This is a genomic window from Micromonospora sp. NPDC049203 (assembly GCF_043197215.1).
In the GTDB taxonomy this organism is placed as follows: Bacteria; Actinomycetota; Actinomycetes; order Mycobacteriales; family Micromonosporaceae; genus Micromonospora.
Genome location: NZ_JBICSV010000006.1, coordinates 111,522 through 126,410, shown reverse-complemented (window position 1 = coordinate 126,410; position 14,889 = coordinate 111,522). Strand labels below are relative to the sequence as shown.

Sequence of the window (14,889 nt, the reverse complement as noted above, 5' to 3'; positions counted from 1 at the left end):
CACGTCGGAACCGGCGGCGGCCCGGTCGAAGGCGGCGGCGAGCGGCTGCGCGCGGTGCTGTGGCGCTGCCTGGGCCGGCTGACCGGTCAGGCCGATCGTGAGGATCATGGCGCCGCCGAGCAAGGTGCTCACCCGACGCGAGGGTCTCCGAATTGTCACGTCACTCCTCGTCGACTACATGGGGCGACTGGGCTCCCGTCGCCGGTTCGCCGCACCTTATAGCGTGACGCTCATCAATGTCGATACCTTGCACAAGAGGGCTTCATCGTGAAGACTTCCTTCAGTTGGGGCGAGATCCCCGGCGCGGTCGCGCCGGGGGCCCGTACCGTCCCGGTGTTGCCCGGCGGGACGCGGCCGGGCAGCATCGTGCGGATGCCGCCCGCCGACCTGCTCCGCGTCCGTGACCTGGTGCCCGACTTCCTGGCCTGCGCCGAGTCGTTCGCTTCGCCGCAGCCGTGGACCTCCCGCTACCTGGCCGGGCATCCGGACGTGCTCCGGGCGCTGCGCCGCGACGGCGACTGGTCCGACGCCGCGCGCGTGGCCGCCGTCCTGGACGGACTCCGCGACCGCGCCGCCGATTTGGCGGCAACCGCCGGGACGGTACGCGCGCTGCTGCCCGACGGCGTCGCGGCGGTGGCCGGTGCGCTGGGCTGGTCCGGCGAGGGCGGGCCGGTCGAGTGCGTGGTGCTGGTCGGGCTGCACCAGGCGAACGGCTGGGCCGGCGAGATGGACGGCAGGTACGCGCTGTTCCTCGCCGTGGAACAGCTCGGGCCGCCCGAGGACCTCGGCCTGCTGGTGCGGCACGAGGCCGCGCACGTGGTGCACGACCGGTGCGCGGCGATCCGCGACTGGCCCGAGTACGGCGTGGCGAACGCGCTGTTCACCGAAGGGCTCGCCACCCAGGTCACCGCGGAACTGGATCCCGGGCGGCCGGACGAGGCGTACCTCTGGTTCGGCCGCCCCGGCCACCGCCCCTGGCTCGACGAGTGCCGCCGCCGCTGGCCGGCGATCCTGCGCCGGGTCCGCGCCGACCTCGACGCCACCGACGTGGACCACCACGCCCCGTACTTCCTCATGCGGGACTCGCCGCTCGCAGGTGACCTGCCCAAACGCTGCGGCTACCTGGCCGGCCTGACCGCGGTACGACACCTGCGCCGGCGCCACACCCTGCGGGACCTGGCCACCTGGCCCCTGCCGAGGGTGCGAACCGAACTGGCCGCAGCCCTCACCGACCTCCCCCCACCCCGCTGAGCCTCAGCGCGACGATCATGAGGTTGACGGCGGCAATTCGGACCACAATCGCCGCCAACCTCATGATCGCCCGGCCGGCCGCCCTGGTGCGGCGCCCCGGCTCCGGCTCCGCGCTTCCGCCCCACCCCGCCCCGCGCCGCCCCTCACGCGCCCCGATCACGCGATCTTGCGGTTTCGGCCCTGTGGATGGCGGCTTTGCGCCAATTGCCGGGGCGGAAAGTGCAAGATCGCGGGCCGGGGTGGGCCAGGCCGGGGCGGGCGGGGTCGGGGGCGGGGGCGGGGGCCACGGGGGTGGGATTGGTGGTGCCGGGGGTGGGGTGGGGGTGGTTAGCGTCGGGGAATGGAGCTGGAGCAGGCGCAGAAGTTGTGGCAGCCGGAGCCGGGCTGGTTGAACACCGCCACCTACGGGCTGCCGCCCGAACCGGTGTGCGACGCCGTGGAGCGGGTGCTCGCCGACTGGCGGACCGGGCGGGTGTCGTTCGAGGTGTGGGACGAGTCGGTCGGGCGGTCCCGGGCCGCGTTCGCCCGGCTGACCGGTGTGGACGCCGCCGACGTGAGCATCGGCTCCGCCGTGTCGCAGCTGGTCGCGCCGATCGCCGCGAGCCTGCCGGCCGGCGCCTCGGTGGTGGTGCCCGAGGGCGAGTTCACCTCGATCCTGTTCCCCTGGCTGGTCCAGCGGGAGCGGGGCGTGCGGGTCCGCACCGTGCCGCTGGCCGGACTGGCCGACGCGATCGACGCCGGCACCGACCTGGTGGCGTTCAGCGTGGTGCAGTCCGCCGACGGCACCGTGGCCCCGTACGACGAGATCGTCGCGGCGGCCCGGGCGCACGGCGCGTTCGTGGTGGTCGACGCCACCCAGGCGTGCGGGTGGCTGCCGTTCGCGGCGGACCGCGCGGACGCGGTGGTCGTGGGGGCGTACAAGTGGTTGATGTCGCCGCGCGGCGCGGCGTTCGCCTACCTGGCCCCGGCGCTGCGCGAGCGGATACGCCCGGACGCGGCCGGGTGGTACGCCGGAGAGGACCCGCACGCCTCCTACTACGGGACGCCGCTGCGGCTGGCCGACGACGCCCGGCGCTTCGACATCTCCCCGTCCTGGCTGTGCTACGTCGGGGCCGCGCCGGCGCTGGAACTGCTCGCCGACCTCGATCCGGAGGAGGTGCGCGCGTACGACGTGGCGCTGGCCAACCGGTTCCTCGCCGGGCTGGGCCGCCCGCCGGGCGACAGCGCGATCGTCAGCGTGGACGTGCCGGACGCACAGGAGCGGCTGGCCCGCGCCGGGGTGCGCGCGGCGGTACGGGCCGGCCGGGTCCGCGCCTCGTTCCACCTCTACACGACCGAGGCGGACGTGGACCGGGCGATCGAGGCGCTGACCGGCTGACCCGGGGCCGGGGCGGCCGGAGAACGACCGCAGACCACCCGGAGTACGGCCGGCCCGCCACCGCGCGCCGGCCGTACCTGTGGGTCAGCAGACGGCGAAGGTCGCGGACGTGTAGGAGAGCAGCTTCCACTCCTGGTCCGGGCCGAGGCTCATGTCCCACCTGCCGTCGGTCCGGCGACCGAGCTGGAAGTAGTCGGTGGCTCCGTCGTAGTAGTACCAGCCCTCGCTCTCCCAGACGCCGAGGCGGGTGGCCGCCCGGGACAGGGTCCTGGCCCCGACGACGCCGTCGGCGACGAGGCCCCGGGCGCTCTGCCACCGCTTCGTGGCGGCCGTCGTCTGCGGCCCGAACCGGCAGTCGACCTCGGAGCGGGTGAGGTAGCCGTCGGCCCACAGGATCATCTGCCACATGGCGACGACGTTGCTGTACGAGCGCGTCGACGCCGAGAACGGGCCCTCGTCGCCCCAGTCGTCCCGCCAGTCGCCGGAACCCGCGATGTACCCCTGACTCACGCTCGCCGAGGCCGGTGCGGCCGAGAGCGCGAGGACTCCGAGCATGGCGGCGGCCGTCGTGAGCGCGACCGCCCTGGTTCGTGTGCGCATGTGCATCCCCTCCAGCTGGTGGTGCCTGTGCCGGGGACACACCCCAGACCTGCGCGTGGTTGCGCAGAGTCAGGATTGAGACACGACGCGTCAGGCCAGATGGCCGCCGATCTTCGTGTACCCGCGCAGCAGGTCCCGGGAGATGATCAGCCGCTGCATCTCGTCGGTGCCCTCGAAGATCCGGTACAGCCGCACCTGCCGGTACCAGCGTTCGATCGGCAGCTCACGGGTGTAGCCCATGCCGCCGTGGATCTGCAGCACCCGGTCCACCACCCGGTTGACCATGCCGGCGCCGTAGAGCTTGCCCATGGAGGAGGCGTGCCGGGGGTCGAGGCCCGCATCGACGGTCCAGGCCGAGCGCAGGATCAGCCAGCGGGCCGCCTCCAGCTCGGTCTCCGAGTCGGCGATCATCCACTGGATGGCCTGGTTGGTGGCGATCGGCGCGCCGAACGTCTCCCGCGTGTTGGCGTGGTCGATGGCCATCTGCAGGACGCGTTCGGCGATGCCGATGGCGTGCGACGGGATCGTGTAACGACCCTTGCCGATCCACTCCATGCCGAGCGTGAAGCCCTGCCCGATCTCGCCGAGGATGTTGCGGTGCGGCACCCGTACGCCGTCGAAGATCAGCGAGGCCGGGCCGCCCTCGCCCATGGTCTGGATGAACTCGGATCGCCAGCCCATCGTGCGGTCCACCAGGAACGCGGTCGCGCCGCCGCGACGGGCGCCCTTCTCCGGGTCGGTCACCGCGACCACGATGGCGAAGTCGGCGTCGTTGCCGTTGGTGATGAACGTCTTCTCGCCGTCGAGGACCCAGTCGTCGCCGTCGCGGCGGGCACGCAGCTTGATGTTCGCCGCGTCGGAGCCCGCGCCGGGCTCGGTGATGGCGAAGCAGGAGATCCGTTCGCCCTCGATGGTGGGGATCAGGAACTCGCGCTTCTGCTCCTCGGTGGCGTGGAACAGGATGTTGTCGGCCTCGCCGCCGAAGCGGAACGGCACGAAGCTGCGGCCCAGCTCGGTCCAGATCAGCGACTGCATGACCGCCGGGAGGGCCATCCCGCCGTACTCCTCCGGCGTGGCCAGCCCCCAGAAGCCGAACTTCTTCGCCTTGAGCTGGAGTTCGCGCAGCTCGGAGCGGTCCAGGCCGGGCTGGTGGGCGCGCTCGCGGCGCAGCACCTCCGCCTCCAGCGGCATCACCTCACGGGTGACGAACGTGCGAACGGTGTCCCGGATCGCGCGTTCCTCGTCGGACAGTGCGAAGTCCACGGTGCCCCCTCAGGTCGACTGGCTCTAAACTAGCGCTGGAAGTTTTCCCGCGTCCAGACCCGATGTCGAAGGGAGGATGATGACCAGGTGCCCAGACCCCGGCAGGCCCTGCTCACCCGCGATCGGATCGTCGAGACCGCGTTGGCCCTGATCGACGCCGACGGGCTGGACGCGCTCTCGACCCGGCGGCTCGCCGCCGCGCTCGGCGTACGCGGTCCCTCGCTCTACAACCACTTCGCCACCAAGGAGGAGATCCTCGACGCGGTGGCCGACGGCGTCGCGGCCACCGTCGACACCGGCGTCTTCGACGAGTACGACTGGCTTGACGCGCTCGGCCGCTGGGCGCACTCGTACCGGGCCGCGCTGGCCGCGCACCCGAACATCGTGCCGTACCTGGCGCAGGGGCCGGGCCGCCGTCCGGCCGCGCTCGCCATGGCCGACGCGGTCTACGGCGCGCTGGTGCGGGCCGGCTGGCCGCCCGCGCGGGCCACCCACATCGGCGCCGCCATGCGCTACTTCGTGGCCGGGTCCGCGCTCGGCTCGTTCGCCCGCGGCTTCGTCGAGGACCCCTCGCTCTACGCCGCGCACCCGCACCTCAACCAGGCGCACCGGCTCGCCGGCCACCAGCGCAGCGTGGACGAGGGCGCGTTCGCGCTCGGCCTGGACGCGCTGCTGCACGGGCTCGCCGCCGAGTACGCCGCCACCGTCGCCCCGCTGGAACGGGTCGGCGGTCCGGAGTAGCGTAGAAACTCCCACCGCTAGTTTCCCCCGCCCCCGAAGGACGCCATGGATCTCGCCGCCGCCCCGCCCGCCCTGCTGACGCGCCGCCACCTGCACATCGCCGGTGACTGGGTCGACCCGTCGTCGGGCGACACCATCCCGGTGGAGAATCCGGCCACCGCGAGCACCGTCGGCGAGGTGCCCGCCGGCACACCGGCCGACGTGGAGCGCGCGGTCGCCGCCGCCCGCGCGGCGTTCCCCGGCTGGGCCGCCACCGCCCCCGAACAGCGGGCCGCGCACCTCGACCGGCTGCACAGCGCGCTCGCCGCCCGCGCCGACGAGATCGCCCGTACGGTGGCGACCGAGCTGGGCACCCCGCTCAAGCTCGCCACCCGCGTCCAGGCCGGCCTGCCGCTCACCGTGCTGCGGAGCATGGTCGACCTGGCCGCCCGCCCGGCCGCCGAGCACACGGTCGGCAACTCGCTCGTGGTCCGGGAGCCGGTCGGCGTGGTCGGCGCGATCACCCCGTGGAACTACCCGCTGCACCAGGTGGTCGCGAAGGTCGCGCCCGCGCTCGCCGCCGGGTGCACTGTGGTGCTCAAGCCCAGCGAGCTGACGCCGCTGACCGCCTACCTGCTCTTCGACGCGATCGTCGACGCCGGCCTGCCACCGGGAGTGGTGAACCTGGTGCCCGGCACCGGCCCGGTCGTCGGCGAGGCGCTCGCCGCGCACCCCGACGTCGACCTGGTCTCGTTCACCGGCTCCACCGCCACCGGCCGGCGCATCGCCCATCTCGCCGCCGAACGGCTCGCCCGGGTGTCGCTGGAACTCGGCGGCAAGTCGGCGAACGTCATCCTGGCCGACGCCGACCTGCCCACCGCGGTCAAGGTCGGCGTCGGCAACGCGCTGCTCAACTCCGGGCAGACCTGCACCGCCTGGACCCGGATGCTCGTCCACCGCGACCGCTACGCCGAGGCGCTGGACCTGGTCGCGGCGGCGGTGGCCGGCTACCGGCTCGGCGACCCCTTCGACCCGGCCACCCGGCTCGGCCCGCTGGCCTCCGCCGCGCAGGCCCAGCGGGTACGCGACCACGTGGACCGCGCGCTCGCCGACGGCGCCCGGCTCGTCGCCGGTGGCCCGGACGCGCCACTGCCGCCGCAGGGTCACTTCGTCGCGCCCACCGTCTTCGCCGATGTCCACCCGGACAGCGCGCTCGCCCAGGAGGAGGTGTTCGGTCCGGTGCTCGCGGTGATCCCGTTCGCCGACACCGACGAGGCGGTCGCCATCGCCAACAACTCCCGGTACGGGCTGGCCGGCGCGGTCTGGTCCGCCGACTCCGACGCGGCGCTGGCGGTGGCCCGGCGGATGCGTACCGGCCAGGTGGACGTCAACGGCGGCGCGTTCAACCCGCTCGCCCCGTTCGGCGGCTACAAGCAGTCCGGCCTCGGCCGAGAGTTGGGCGCGTACGGCGTGGAGGAGTTCACCGAGCTGAAGGCGATCCAGCGGTGAGGGCGCTCGTGGTGCGCGGCCGGGGCGCCACCCCGGCGGTCGAGGAGGTACGCCTGCCCGCGCCGGGCCCGGGCGAGCTGCGGGTACGCATCCGCGCCGCCGGCATCTGCCACTCCGACCTGGCCATGGTGGACGGCACGCTGGCACCCACGTACCCGCTGGTGCTGGGGCACGAGGCGACGGGCGTGGTGGCCGAGGCCGGGCCGGGCACGACACTGGCGGTCGGCACGCCGGTGGTGCTCAACTGGGCGCCCGCCTGCCGGGAGTGCTGGCACTGCCGGCACGGCGAACCGTGGCTCTGCGCGGCCAACCCCAACCCGTCCACGCCCCGGGGCGAGACGGCCGCCGGTGAGCCCCTGCAGGTCACGCTCGGGCTCGGCGCGCTCGCCGAGGAGGTGGTGGTGCCGCAGCACGCCGCCGTACCGGTGCCGGCCGGGCTGCCGCCGGAGCAGGCGGCGGTGCTGGGCTGCGCGGTGCTCACCGGCGTCGGCGCGGTCCGCAACACCGCGCGGGTCGCACCCGGCGAGTCGGTCGCGGTGATCGGCCTCGGCGGGGTGGGCCTCGCGGTGCTGACCGCCGCGCGGCGAGCCGGCGCGGCGCCGATCCTCGCGGTGGACGTCGTGGAGGCCAAGCGGGACCTGGCGCTCGCCGCCGGGGCCACCGACTTCCTGCGCTCGGACGACCGGCTGGGCAAGGAGATCCGGGCCCGCACCGACGGGCGCGGCGTGGACCACGCGTTCGAGTGCGTCGGCCGGTCCGCCACCATCCGCGCCGCCTGGCGGGCGACGCGGCGCGGGGGAGCGGTCACAGTGGTCGGCATGGGCGGCAAGGACGACCTGCTCAGCCTCTCCGCGCTGGACATCTTCCACTCCGCGCGCACGCTGCGCTCCTCGGTGTACGGCTCGACCGACCCCGATCTGGAGGTGCCGGAGCTGGCCGCCGCGCTCGCCGCCGGCGACCTGGACCTGGGGCCGCTGGTGAGCGGCACGGTGCCGCTGACCGAGGCGCCCGCGGCGCTGGACCGGCTGGCCCGGGGCGAGGGCGCCCGCTGGGTGGTCACCTTCCCGGACTGAGGTTGCCTCGATCAGGGCGGCCCGAGCGCATCCAAGCGGTGCCGTTCCGCCGAATCCCTGGGTAGTGACCGTCTACCCGGGAGGTGCTTCTGGTGACCGAGGCGATGCCCGGCGACGCCGTCGAGGGCGTCCGCAAGCACCTCACGCTCGCCGCGGAGGATCTGGACGGTGACCGGGTGGCCGGGCTGGTCGTCGAGGCCGCCGGGCGGTGGGGCGTGACGGCGGTGTGGGAGCGGGTCTGCGCGCCGATGCTGGCCGCGCTGCCCGGGCACAGCGCGGTCGAGGTGGCGGTGGAGCACGCCTTCTCCGAGGGGATCCGGTCCGGCCTGGACGCGCTGCTGCGGGAGCCGGGGCGGGGGTTGCCGTCCGGGGGGATCCTGCTCGCCGCGGCCGAACAGGAGCTGCACTGTCTCGGCCTGCACGCGCTCGCCGCCGCGCTGCGGGAGGCGAACATGGGCAGCCTGTTCCTGGGCGCTGCCCTGCCCTGGCCGGCGCTGGCCAGTGCGGTGCGCCGCAGCCGGCCGCACACGGTGGTGGTGTGGTCGCAGACTCCGGTGACCGGCCGGGCGTACCGGATGGCCCGGTTCGCGCGGGAGTTCCCGTCGGTGTGGGTGCACAGCGCCGGACCGGGCTGGATCACGCCGCCGGCGGGGCATCTGAGGACCCTGTCCGACGCGCTCACCTCCTGCCGCGCCGCGGCCGGGCGCCGCGCCGCCATGCCCTAGGGGACCCGGACGTGACCTGAGACACACTCGATACGAACCGGTACCGTATCGAAATCCGCTCGCCTACGCTCGGCATGGTTACGAGTCCGACCCGTATCGTATTTCGGCGCGGGTGAACCGGGGGGAGAGCGGCAAGTGGAACCACACGAGAACACGGGACACCCGAGGAGGTGGGTGATCCTCGGGGTGCTGGTGATCAGCCTCCTCGTGGTCGTCCTCGACAACACCATCCTCAACGTCGCGCTGCGCACCCTGGCCGACCCGGTGCACGGCCTCGGCGCCACGCAGGGCGAGCTGGAGTGGGCGATCAACTCCTACACACTGGTCTTCGCCGGGCTGCTGTTCACCTTCGGCGTGCTCGGTGACCGGCTCGGCCGCCGCCGCTTCCTGATCCTCGGGCTGGCGCTGTTCGGCCTGTCCTCGCTGCTGTCCGCGTACGCGCAGGATCCGGGCCAGCTGATCGCGGCCCGCGCGCTGATGGGCGTCGGCGGCGCGGCCATCATGCCGGTGACGCTCTCGATCATCTCCAACGTCTTCGACCCGCGCGAGCGCGCCAAGGCGATCGGCGTCTGGGCCGGCGCGGTCGGCCTCGCGGTGGCGATCGGCCCGGTGCTCGGCGGCGCGCTGCTGGAGCACTTCTGGTGGGGCTCGGTATTCCTGATCAACGTGCCGGTGGTGGCGCTCGGCGTGGTGCTCGTCGCGGCCCTGGTCCCCGAGTCCCGAGACCCGAAGCCCGGCCGGGTCGACCTGCTCGGCGTGCTGCTGTCGGTGGTCGGCCTGGTCGCGCTCACCTACGGCATCATCGACGGCGGCGAGCACGGCTTCGGTCGCCCTCAGGTGTGGATCGCGGTCCTCGGCGGCCTCGCGGTGCTCGGCTGGTTCGTCGCCCACGAGCTGCGCAGCGACCACCCGTCGCTGGACGTACGGCTGTTCCGGGTGCCCCGGTTCGCCGCGCCGGTGGCCCTGGTCGGGCTGATCTTCTTCGCCGCCATGGGCGTGCTGTTCTTCGGCGCGTTCTATCTCCAGCTCGTGCGTGGCTACAGCCCGCTGGAGAGCGGCCTGCTGTTCCTGCCGTTCGCCGCGGCCCAGCTCATCTTCGCGCCGCGCAGCGCGGCGATGGTCCGCCGCTACGGCGGCCGGGCGGTCGCGGCCGCCGGGCTGCTTCTCACCACAGTGGCGCTCGCCGCGTTCGTCTTCATCGACGCGGACACCCCGATCTGGATCTTCTCGGCGCTGGGCTTCCTCCAGGGCGCCGGGATGGCGAACATCATGCCGCCGGCCACCGAGTCGATCATGTCGTCGCTGCCCCGGGAGAAGGCCGGTGTCGGTTCGGCGGTGAGCAACACCGTGCGTCAGGTCGCCGGCGCGCTCGGCGTGGCGGTGATCGGCTCGGTGCTCTCCGCCGTCTACCGCGACCAGGTCGGCCCGGCGGTGGCCGAACTGCCCGCCCCGGTACGCGACGCGGCCCGCGAGTCGGTCTCCGGGGCGTACGCCGTCGCCGGCCGGCTCGGCCCCGACGCGCCGCGACTGATCGACGCGGCGAACGACTCGTTCGTGTCGGCCATGCACTGGGCCGCGGGCGCCTCCGCGTTTGTGGCCGCGCTCGGCATCGTGATCGTGCTGCGCTGGATGCCGGGCCGTCCGGTCGTCGCCGCGCCCGGCGCGACGCCGGTCACGGACCGGGAGTTGGCCGGTACCGCGTAGGTTCGTGGACAATGTCTGACATGACTTCCACGGCGGATGCTCCGCGGTCGCCCGGGCGACCGCGGAGCACCCGCGCGGACGAGGCGATCATCGACGCCGCCCTCGACCTGCTGGCCGAGGGCAGCACCGTCGAGTCGCTGTCCATCGAGGCGATCGCGAACCGCGCCGGAGTCGGCAAGGCCACCATCTACCGCCGCTGGCCGGGCAAGGACGCGCTGCTGCTGGACGCGTTGCGCACGCTCAAGGGACCCGCGCCCCGCACTGCCGGGCGCTCCGTCCGCGACGACCTGGTGGTGCTCGTCGGCGCGGTGGGCCAGCACGCCGACCCCCGCGTCCGCAAGATCATGCCCTGCCTGGTGCCGGAGGTGAACCGCAGCTCCGCCCACCGGCAGGCGTACGAGGCGATCATCGGGCCCCGGCGCGCGGCGATGCGCGAGGTGCTGCGCCGTGCCGTCGACCGGGGCGAGCTGCGCGCCGACCTCGACATCGAGGTGGCGATGGCACTGCTGACCGCGCCGATGCTCACCCAGCGGATGCTGCGCTGGCACCCCGAGCGCGACGAGCGGCTGCTGCCGGAGCGGATCGTGGACACGGTCCTGGACGGCCTGCGCGTCCGCTGACCCGGCCGGCGCCCGGTCAGCGGCCGGGCGTGCGCAGCCGGTGCAGGCGCAGCGCGAGCTGCACCTCCAGCGCCCGCTCCGGCCGCTGCCAGTCCGCGCCGAGCAGGTGCCCGACCCGCTCCAGCCGCTGGGTGACGGTGTTGACGTGCACGTGCAACTGCTCGGCGGCCCGGGCCAGGCTGCCGCCCACCCCGAAGTACGCCTCCAGCGTCTTCACCAGCGCCGTGCCCCGCCGGGCGTCGTAGTCCAGCACCGGCCCCACGGTCGTGGCGAGGAACCGGGCCACGTCCCGGTCCCCGGCGTCGCCGACCGCACCGAGCAGCAGCCCGACGAAGCCCAGCTCGGTGGTGCTCGCCCCCTGCCCGGCCCGGCCCAGCGCACCGAGCGCGGACAGGCAGCGCTCCGCCTCGGCGAACGTGACCGCCAGCGACGCCGGACCGGTCGACGGGCCGCTCGCCCCGGCGGTCACCGGGCGGCCGGTCACCCGGGACAAATCCCGGGCCACCGCGCGGGCCGCGCCGCCGGCGTCGTTGCCGGGCAGCATCAGCACCACCCGCCCGTCGCGCGCCGCGGCCAGGCCACCCCGGGTCGAGGCGTACGTGGTGGCCCAGGACAGCACCCGCTGCCGGGCCGACCCGGTCTCGGCGAACGCGTCGTCGCCGACCGCCACCAGCACGTGCGGGGCGTCCAGGTCCACGGCGATCCGGCGGGCCCGCGCTCGTAGCGCGTCGGCGTCACGCAGCGGCCGGGCGATCAGGTCGTCAAGCAGCTCGCCGCGTACCCGACCCTCCGCCTCGGCCACGGTCCGGCGGAACAGCAGCAGCAGCGCGGTCACCAGCGCGGCCCGCTCCAGGATCCGCTGGTCGGCGTCGACCAGCTCGTCGTCCGGGCGCAGCACCAGCGCGCCCAGGTTCTCCGCGCCGGCCACCACCGCGGCGTACCAGAGCGGGCCCCGGCGCACGCTGCGCCCCTCGGTACGCGACGCGGCGACCGCCTCCACGATGTCCGCCCGGTCCGGCTCCTCGATCTCGCCGACCCGGGCCAGCCGCCGGCCCTCGGCGTCCAGCGCCAGCAGCGCGCCGCCGAGCACCTCGGTGACCGCCGCCGCCACGTCCTCCATCCCGCCGCCGCGCAGCACGAGCGCGGTCATCCGGTCGTGCGCGGCGGCGGCGCGCTCCACCGAGCTGCTGTGCGCCCGGATGGTGCTGTTCGCCGCGGAGAGCTCGGCCAGCGCCGCGCGCGTCTCGGCGAGCAGCCGGGCGGTGTCGATCGCCACCGCCGCGTGCGCCGCCAGCGACACCAGCAGCGACACCTCCTCGCGGGCGAACGGCCGGGCCGAGCGGTTGGCCGCGTACAGCACGCCGATCACGCTGGACCCGAGCCGCAGCGGCACGCCGAGGATGGCCACCAGGCCCTCCTCGCCCACGCCGCCGTCGATCTCCCCGGTGTGCCGGAACCGCTCGTCCTCCTGGTAGTTCGAGGTGACGTACGGGGTGCCGGTCTGCGCGACCAGCCCGCCGAGCCCGTCGCCCAGCTCCAGCCGCAGCCGCTGGAACCGGGCCGAGATGGAGCCGTCGGTGACCCGCATGTACGTGTCGCCGCGCTCGTCGTCGTTCAGCGTCATGTACGCCACGTCGGTGCCGAGCAGGATCCGCGCCCGGTGCACGATCGCGCGCAGCACGTCGTCCAGATCCCGCAGGCCGGCCAGGTCGCTCGCGGTGTCGTACAGGCCGGACAGCTCGGTCTCCCGGCGGCGCCGGCGCGCCAGCAGCGCCCGTACCCGCAGCGCCACCACCTTCGCCTGCTCCAGCTCGGCCAGCCGTTCGGCGGGCAGGCCGGCGGCGCGCGCGGCCACCAGCGGGCCCTCGAACTCGACAGCGGCGGCCTCGCGCGCCAGCAACTCCAGGAACTCCACCGGCGACGACATGAGCGACATTGTGCGCGAGGCCACTAGTTCGCCGTCCAGCCCCCGTCGAGGGCGATCGAGGTGCCGGTGAGGAACGCCGCCGGCGGGGAGCACAGGTAGGCCACCAGTTCGGCCACCTCGGCCGGCTCGATCAGCCGCTTGATCGCCGCCCGGGCCAGCATGATCTTCTCGACCACCTCGTCCTCGCCGATGCCGTGGGTGGCCGCCTGGTCGGCGATCTGGCTCTCCACCAGCGCGGTGCGCACGTACGCCGGGTTGATGCAGTTGGCGGTGACGCCGTGCGCGGCGCCCTCCAGCGCGACCACCTTGGACAGGCCCTCCAGCGCGTGCTTGGCCGAGACGTACGCGGCCTTGAACGGCGAGGCGCGCAGCCCGTGCACCGAGGAGATGTTCACGATCCGGCCCCAGCCGTTCGCGTACATCCGGGGCAGCGCGCGGCGGATCAGCAGGAACGGCGCCTCGACCATCACCCGCTGGATGTACTCGAAGCGCTCGACCGGGAAGTCCTGCACCGGCGCGACGTGCTGCAGGCCGGCGTTGTTGACCACGATGTCGGCGTCGACGTCGAGCCGGTCCACCGCCGCCGGGTCGGCCAGGTCGATCCCGACCGCCCGGCCGCCCGCCTCGGCGGCCACCGCCTCGGCCGCCGCCACGTCGCGGTCCAGCACCACGACCGTCGCGCCGGCCGCGGCCAGGCGCAGGGCACAGGCCCGGCCGATGCCGCCGCCACCACCTGTGACCAGCGCGATGCGATCGGTCAGGTCGACGTGTACGACGTGGGGGGCCGCCACTGGTTCTGCCGTCATGGCGCATGAACGTACGAGCCGGGTGCCCCCCGGCACATGGGGCGGCGACACATACTCCACCGCCCGCCTGTGTGGTGCGCCGCGTCACCACCCGTGCCCGGCGTGTCCGGCCGACCCGCCGTCGGCGGCCACCAGTAGGGTGTGTCGAACACACGTACTGCTGGCGGCTCGGGGAGGAGGCGGCGTGCGCGTGCTGGGCGTCGACCCGGGGCTGACCCGGTGCGGGGTCGGCGTGGTCGAGGGCGTGCCGGGCCGCCCCTGCACGCTCGTGGCCTACTACGTGGTCTACACCGACCCGGCCGACGACCTCGCGCTGCGCCTGCTGCACCTGGACCGCTCGCTCACCGACCTGGTCGCCGAGCACCGGCCGGACGCGGTAGCCGTGGAGCGGGTGTTCAGCCAGCACAACGTCCGCACCGTGATGGGCACCGCGCAGGCCAGCGGCGTGGCCGTGCTCGCCGGGGCGCGGGCCGGGCTGCCGGTGACGACGTACACGCCGAGCGAGGTCAAGGCCGCGGTGACCGGCTCGGGGCAGGCGGACAAGAAGCAGATGACCGCCATGGTGACCCGGCTGTTGCGGCTGCCCGAGCCGCCGAAGCCGGCCGACGCCGCCGACGCGCTGGCGCTGGCCATCTGTCACGTGTGGCGCGGGGGCACCCGGTCCAAGCTGGCCGCCGCCGCGCAACAGGCTCGACGAGGAGGGACGCGATGATCGCGAGCGTACGCGGCACGGTGACCGCCACCGGCCCGGATCACGCGGTGGTGGAGGTGGGCGGCATCGGCCTGGCCGTGCAGTGCGCCCCGGGCACGCTCGCCGACCTGCGCGTGGGCCAGCCCGCCCGGCTGGCCACCAGTCTTGTGGTCCGGGAGGACTCGCTCACCCTCTACGGCTTCGCCGACGACGACGCCAAGCAGTTGTTCGAGCTGCTCCAGACCGCCAGCGGGGTCGGTCCCCGGCTGGCCCAGGCGGTGCTCGCCGTGCACACGCCGGACGCGGTCCGCAAGGCCATCGCCAACGCCGACACCGCGGCGCTGACCCGGGTGCCGGGCATCGGCAAGAAGGGCGCCGAGCGGCTGGTGCTGGAGCTGCGCGACCGGGTCGGTCCGGTGCCGGTGGGCGCCGACGGCGCGGCCGGGGTGACCGGGGGCGCCTGGCCGGAGCAGGTGCGCCAGGCGCTGGTCGGGCTCGGCTGGACGGCGGGCCAGGCCGAGCAGGCCGTGGCCGCGGTGGCGGAGACGGTCGACGGCGAGACCCCGCCGGTGCCGGTGCTGCTCAAGCAGGCCATCCGCCTTCTGGGCCGGACGCGGTGACG

General features: G+C 74.4%; 14 protein-coding genes. 10 read left to right on the top strand and 4 right to left on the bottom strand.

Annotation, left to right across the window (positions count from 1 at the left end):
• The first annotated feature begins 267 nt into the window (after window positions 1–267).
• Both ACGFIA_RS18225 and ACGFIA_RS18220 read left to right on the top strand, forming a co-directional pair.
• Complete coding sequence (locus ACGFIA_RS18225) at window positions 268–1,251, top strand: hypothetical protein (RefSeq protein WP_393261005.1); 984 nt, start codon at window positions 268–270, stop codon at window positions 1,249–1,251.
• A gap of 340 nt (window positions 1,252–1,591) precedes the next feature.
• Window positions 1,592–2,629 (top strand): aminotransferase class V-fold PLP-dependent enzyme, encoded by a 1,038-nt coding sequence (locus tag ACGFIA_RS18220; RefSeq protein WP_357386563.1) that lies wholly within the window; start codon window positions 1,592–1,594, stop codon window positions 2,627–2,629.
• Between the two features lie 84 nt (window positions 2,630–2,713).
• Here ACGFIA_RS18220 and ACGFIA_RS18215 read toward each other — a convergent pair whose 3' ends face one another.
• On the bottom strand, window positions 2,714–3,229 hold the full coding sequence (locus ACGFIA_RS18215; RefSeq protein WP_357477702.1) for a peptidoglycan-binding domain-containing protein: 516 nt from the start codon (window positions 3,227–3,229) through the stop codon (window positions 2,714–2,716).
• Window positions 3,230–3,319: 90 nt separating this feature from the next.
• Window positions 3,320–4,492 carry an acyl-CoA dehydrogenase family protein gene (locus ACGFIA_RS18210; protein ID WP_393261002.1) on the bottom strand — a complete coding sequence of 391 codons (1,173 nt, stop codon included), beginning with the start codon at window positions 4,490–4,492 and terminating at the stop codon, window positions 3,320–3,322.
• A gap of 87 nt (window positions 4,493–4,579) precedes the next feature.
• Between ACGFIA_RS18210 and ACGFIA_RS18205 the strand changes: the two genes are divergently transcribed.
• The 6 genes from ACGFIA_RS18205 to ACGFIA_RS18180 all read left to right on the top strand — a co-directional run bounded on the left by ACGFIA_RS18205 (window position 4,580) and on the right by ACGFIA_RS18180 (window position 10,843).
• Window positions 4,580–5,233, top strand: coding sequence for a TetR family transcriptional regulator (locus tag ACGFIA_RS18205; protein ID WP_357386557.1), 654 nt, complete (start codon window positions 4,580–4,582; stop codon window positions 5,231–5,233).
• A 45-nt stretch (window positions 5,234–5,278) separates the two neighbouring features.
• Complete coding sequence (locus tag ACGFIA_RS18200; protein ID WP_357469200.1) at window positions 5,279–6,721, top strand: aldehyde dehydrogenase family protein; 1,443 nt, start codon at window positions 5,279–5,281, stop codon at window positions 6,719–6,721.
• Window positions 6,718–7,794: an alcohol dehydrogenase catalytic domain-containing protein gene (locus tag ACGFIA_RS18195; protein ID WP_357386553.1), complete on the top strand. Its 1,077-nt coding sequence runs from the start codon at window positions 6,718–6,720 to the stop codon at window positions 7,792–7,794. The genes ACGFIA_RS18200 and ACGFIA_RS18195 overlap by 4 nt, the downstream gene beginning before the upstream one ends.
• Before the next feature lie 92 nt (window positions 7,795–7,886).
• The gene (locus tag ACGFIA_RS18190) at window positions 7,887–8,519 is read left to right on the top strand and encodes a transcriptional regulator (RefSeq protein WP_357386551.1); all 633 of its coding nucleotides are present in this window, start codon (window positions 7,887–7,889) and stop codon (window positions 8,517–8,519) included.
• Window positions 8,520–8,654: 135 nt separating this feature from the next.
• Window positions 8,655–10,223, top strand: coding sequence for an MFS transporter (locus ACGFIA_RS18185; RefSeq protein ID WP_357469196.1), 1,569 nt, complete (start codon window positions 8,655–8,657; stop codon window positions 10,221–10,223).
• An 11-nt stretch (window positions 10,224–10,234) separates the two neighbouring features.
• Window positions 10,235–10,843 (top strand): TetR/AcrR family transcriptional regulator, encoded by a 609-nt coding sequence (locus ACGFIA_RS18180; RefSeq protein WP_357386547.1) that lies wholly within the window; start codon window positions 10,235–10,237, stop codon window positions 10,841–10,843.
• Window positions 10,844–10,859: 16 nt separating this feature from the next.
• On the opposite strand, the gene ACGFIA_RS18175 is transcribed toward ACGFIA_RS18180, so the two are convergent.
• Complete coding sequence (locus ACGFIA_RS18175; protein WP_357469193.1) at window positions 10,860–12,779, bottom strand: helix-turn-helix domain-containing protein; 1,920 nt, start codon at window positions 12,777–12,779, stop codon at window positions 10,860–10,862.
• Window positions 12,780–12,793: 14 nt separating this feature from the next.
• Window positions 12,794–13,576 (bottom strand): 3-hydroxybutyrate dehydrogenase, encoded by a 783-nt coding sequence (locus ACGFIA_RS18170; RefSeq protein ID WP_357469190.1) that lies wholly within the window; start codon window positions 13,574–13,576, stop codon window positions 12,794–12,796.
• A 184-nt stretch (window positions 13,577–13,760) separates the two neighbouring features.
• On the opposite strand from ACGFIA_RS18170, the gene ruvC reads away from it, so the two are divergent.
• Window positions 13,761–14,288, top strand: a complete 528-nt coding sequence (gene ruvC, locus ACGFIA_RS18165; protein WP_357386543.1) for a crossover junction endodeoxyribonuclease RuvC — start codon at window positions 13,761–13,763, stop codon at window positions 14,286–14,288.
• Window positions 14,285–14,887, top strand: coding sequence for a Holliday junction branch migration protein RuvA (gene ruvA / locus ACGFIA_RS18160; protein WP_030271013.1), 603 nt, complete (start codon window positions 14,285–14,287; stop codon window positions 14,885–14,887). The genes ruvC and ruvA overlap by 4 nt, the downstream gene beginning before the upstream one ends.
• Window positions 14,888–14,889: the final 2 nt, after the last annotated feature.